At 67.9% G+C, this 3714-nt stretch carries 3 protein-coding genes and 1 pseudogene; 2 read left to right on the top strand and 2 right to left on the bottom strand.

The genetic code is table 11. From position 1 onward, the window contains the following. Nucleotides 1–200: pseudogene (locus tag JCM9942_RS12175) on the top strand (alkaline phosphatase family protein); the annotation flags it as partial. A 145-nt stretch (nucleotides 201–345) separates the two neighbouring features. Here JCM9942_RS12175 and JCM9942_RS12170 read toward each other — a convergent pair. Continuing rightward, nucleotides 346–528: a 30S ribosomal protein THX gene (locus tag JCM9942_RS12170; protein WP_054659964.1), complete on the bottom strand. Its 183-nt coding sequence runs from the start codon at nucleotides 526–528 to the stop codon at nucleotides 346–348. A 108-nt stretch (nucleotides 529–636) separates the two neighbouring features. Next, nucleotides 637–1050: a MerC domain-containing protein gene (locus JCM9942_RS12165; protein ID WP_054659962.1), complete on the bottom strand. Its 414-nt coding sequence runs from the start codon at nucleotides 1048–1050 to the stop codon at nucleotides 637–639. A gap of 139 nt (nucleotides 1051–1189) precedes the next feature. Between JCM9942_RS12165 and JCM9942_RS12160 the strand changes: the two genes are divergently transcribed. After that, entirely contained in the window at nucleotides 1190–3385 is a 2196-nt protein-coding gene (locus JCM9942_RS12160) for a TonB-dependent receptor (protein WP_054659960.1), read from the top strand. Nucleotides 3386–3714: the final 329 nt, after the last annotated feature.

Here is a 3714-nt window from a genome sequence, read left to right as displayed (position 1 = left end):
CGCACGGCTACGATCCGGCGCTGCCGTCGATGCAGGCGGTATTCGTCGCCCGCGGCCCGTCCTTCGCCCGCGGCAAGCAGCTGGGCACGTTCGACAACGTCGATCTCTATCCGCTGCTGACCCGGCTGATCGGCATTCCGGCCCGGCCCAACGATGGCGATCCCAAGGCGCTGCTGCCGGCGCTGCGCCAGTCCGACTGAGCGCAACTGACACCTTCCGGCGCGCCCAGGACTTCAGGCCGGCGCGCTGGCTGGGTCGCGACGGGATTGACGCGACACCCGCCGGCAGCTTCCAGGCACAAAAAAAGCGGCGCAAGCGCCGCTTTTTCATCCAATGGCGGCTGGATCAGCCGGCCTTGGCAACCGTCTTCTTGGCCACAGCCTTCTTTGCTGGCGCCTTGGCGACAGTCTTCTTGGCGACCGGCGCAGCGGCGCCCACGGCCACCTTGCTCAGCACGTGCTTACGCGCATTGCCGTAGCTGGCGTTGTAGCGCTTGCCTTTGGCGGTCTTGCGGTCACCCTTACCCATGTCGTCAACTCCTCAGTTTGAAATCCAGATTACCCCGTGTTTCCACGGGTTCGGCGAGGCCGCAACAAGCGCCCCCGCGCAATGAGTGCAGAGCCTATCACGCGCCCCTTAATGTGCGCAGCTGGCGTCGTGCACGTGCACGTGGTTGAGGCGCAGATTCATCAGGTGCGCCAAGCCCACCAGCACCCCGCCCAGCGTCATCACCACCGCGTGCGGCACCCTGGAATGGTGCAGCTCCGGATACAGCAGGCCCGCCCAGAGCAGCACCAGCCCCGGCACCAGCAACGCCAGCGCCTGCAGCGCGCGATGCCGGCGGTAGCCCCAGATAAGACTGAACAGGCCCAGCAGGGTCACGAAGCTCACGATCGTCGCTTCCACACCGTCGCTCAACCAGAACGACAGCCCCAGCGCCGGGGCCACGGCCAGCAGCGCCGGCAACAGTGCGCAATGCACCGCGCACAGCAACGAGCCCGTCGCACCGAAGCGATCAAGGAACTGGCGGGCGGCGGGGGGCAGGTGCATGACTTCCAGCAGGGTCGGCGAATCGTTATGGAATAATATAACATAATTGGAAATCCCCGCTGCTCCCTGCGTCTTCGTCCACGTCGCCGCGGGATGAGCACACCCCCTCAGTGATACAAAGTAACAAAAGAGCCCTGTCATGCATCCTCGTCATACCCAGCATCACCTGTTGTTCCTGGCCCTGCTCGCCGCCCTGCCCGGTATAGCCGCCGCGTCCGATCAGGACGCCGGTCCGAGCCATCGGCTGACCGAGCTGTCGGCGGTGAAAGTCACCGCCTCGCCCCTGCAGGGCTCGGCCGAGTCGCTGGCCCGTCCGGTGGCGGTACTGGCCGGCAACGATCTGGATGAACACAAGTCCGGCACGCTCGGCGACACGGTGGCCAAACTCCCGGGGGTGCAGACCAGCTACTTCGGGCCGGGCGTGGGCCGGCCGATCATCCGCGGCCAGGAAGGCCCGCGCGTGGCGGTGGTGGCCAACGGCATCGGCAGCATGGACGCCTCCACGGTCAGCGCCGACCACGCCACCGGCATCGAACCGTTCCTGGCCGACCAGATCGAGGTGTTGAAGGGGCCGGCCACGCTGCTGTTCGGCAGCGGCGCCATTGGCGGCGCGGTCAATGTGGTCGATGGCCGCATCGCCAGCGACCTGCCCGATCGCCCGCTCAGTGGCCGCGCCGAGCTGCGTGGCAACTCGGTCAATGACGAGCGCAGCGGCATGTTCCGGCTCGACGGCGTCAACGGCAATGTGGTGCTGCATGTCGATGGACTGGTGCGCAACAGCGACGACTACCGCATCCCCGGCTATGCGATGGACCCGCAGGTGCTGGATACCGATGACCACGACGCGCACGCCGAACCCGACGCAGACTTGGGTACCCGCGGCCGTCTGCACAACAGCGCGATCCGCACCCGCGCCGGTGGCGTCGGCGCCACCTGGCTGGGGGACTCGGCCTTCCTCGGCGCCTCGCTGGGCACCTACCGCAGCAACTACGGCATTCCCGCCGGCGCGCACGTGCACATCGATGGCGACCACGACCATGACCATGGCGCCGATGTCCATGCCGACGAGCCCGACGACCATGGCGAACACGACGTGCGCATCGACATGGTGCAGAACCGCTTCGAGCTCAAGGGCGGCCTGTACAACCCCACCGCGCTCCTAAAGAGCCTGACCCTGCGCGGCGGCTATACCGACTACGAGCACACCGAGCTGGAAGCCGGCACGCCGTCGACCCGCTTCACCAACAAGGGCTTCGACGCGCGCCTGGAAGCGGTGCAGCAGCCGCTGGCCGGCTGGGACGGCGCATTCGGGCTGCAGGTCGGCCGCAGCGATTTCGGCGCCAGCGGCGCGGAGGCCTTCGTCCCCGGCACCGCCACCGATACCGTCGGGCTGTTCGTGCTGCAGGAAAAGAGCTTCGGCCCGTTCAAGCTGGAACTGGGCGCGCGCCATGACCGCATCCAGCTCGATCCGGACGATGCCCAGCGCGGCCGCAGCTTCGGTGCCAGCAACTTCTCCGCGTCCGGCATCTGGGCCTTGAACGACAGTTTCGACCTGCGCTTTGGCGTGGACGCTTCCGAGCGTGCGCCCAGCAACGAGGAGCTGTACGCGGCCGGCGCGCATATCGCCACCCGTTCGCTGGAGATCGGCAACGCCAACCTGGATACCGAACGCGGCCAGCGCGTCGAGCTGGGGCTGCACGCCCATAACGACCGGATCGACTTCAGTGCCTCGATCTACCAGACCCGCTTCAAGGACTTCATCTACCTGGCCGATACCGGCGTGGTCGAAGACGGCCTGCCGGTGCGCACCTGGACCCAGCACGATGCCACCTTCCTCGGCGCCGAGACCGAGGCCACCTGGCACATGCTCGAAGGCGGCAGCGGTGACTGGGACCTGCGCGTGTTCGGTGATTACGTGAAAGCCGAACTCGATGGCCGTGGCAGCCGCGCCGTCGATATCGCCGTACCGCACGGCGGCCACGCCCACCACTACAGCGTGGAGCTGGCCAACGGCGGCTACCTGCCGCGCATCGCCCCGGCCCGGATCGGCGCAGACCTGCACTGGTCGCGCGATGGCTGGCGCGCCTCGCTCGGCGCGGTGCGCTACAGCCGCCAGAAGGACGTGGCCCTGAACGAAGCCCCCAGCAACGGCTACACGCTGGTGGACGCGCACCTGGCCTACCGCTGGGACCGCAATGGCAGCAACAGCTACGAGCTGTTCCTGGACGGCAGCAACCTCACCGACCGCCAGGCGCGCCCGCACACCTCGCTGCTGCGCGACTACGCACCGCTGCCGGGCCGTGGCGTGGCTTTCGGCATCCGCGCGTACTTCTGAGCCAACCCGCGTTCCGCCCACAGAAAGGGAGCCGCAAGGCTCCCTTTCCTTATCCAGAAGCCGGCCTCCAAAACCCGGGCGGCTGAGCACATAGGCACAGGGTCCGGACTCTCGCACCCCGGCGATCCCCACGGCCCCCAGATCGAGCAATCCCCGCACCGGGTTGCGGGTACGTCATGCCGCACGGCGCTGATCGCGCGGTCCCGGGTGTCGCCACCAACGCCCACCACGTTCTGCCTGTTCACCGCCACGCGCGGCCTCAGCTGACGGGCGATGGCGCCGACCACCGCCGGGCCGGTCGGCAAGCTGTTCGGCCCCGCCATAGGGGC

This window comes from Stenotrophomonas pictorum JCM 9942, from assembly GCF_001310775.1.
Taxonomy (GTDB): Bacteria; Pseudomonadota; Gammaproteobacteria; order Xanthomonadales; family Xanthomonadaceae; genus Stenotrophomonas; species Stenotrophomonas pictorum.
The sequence above is the reverse complement of the archived record's forward strand: the minus strand, read 5'-3'. Positions and strand labels throughout refer to the sequence as shown.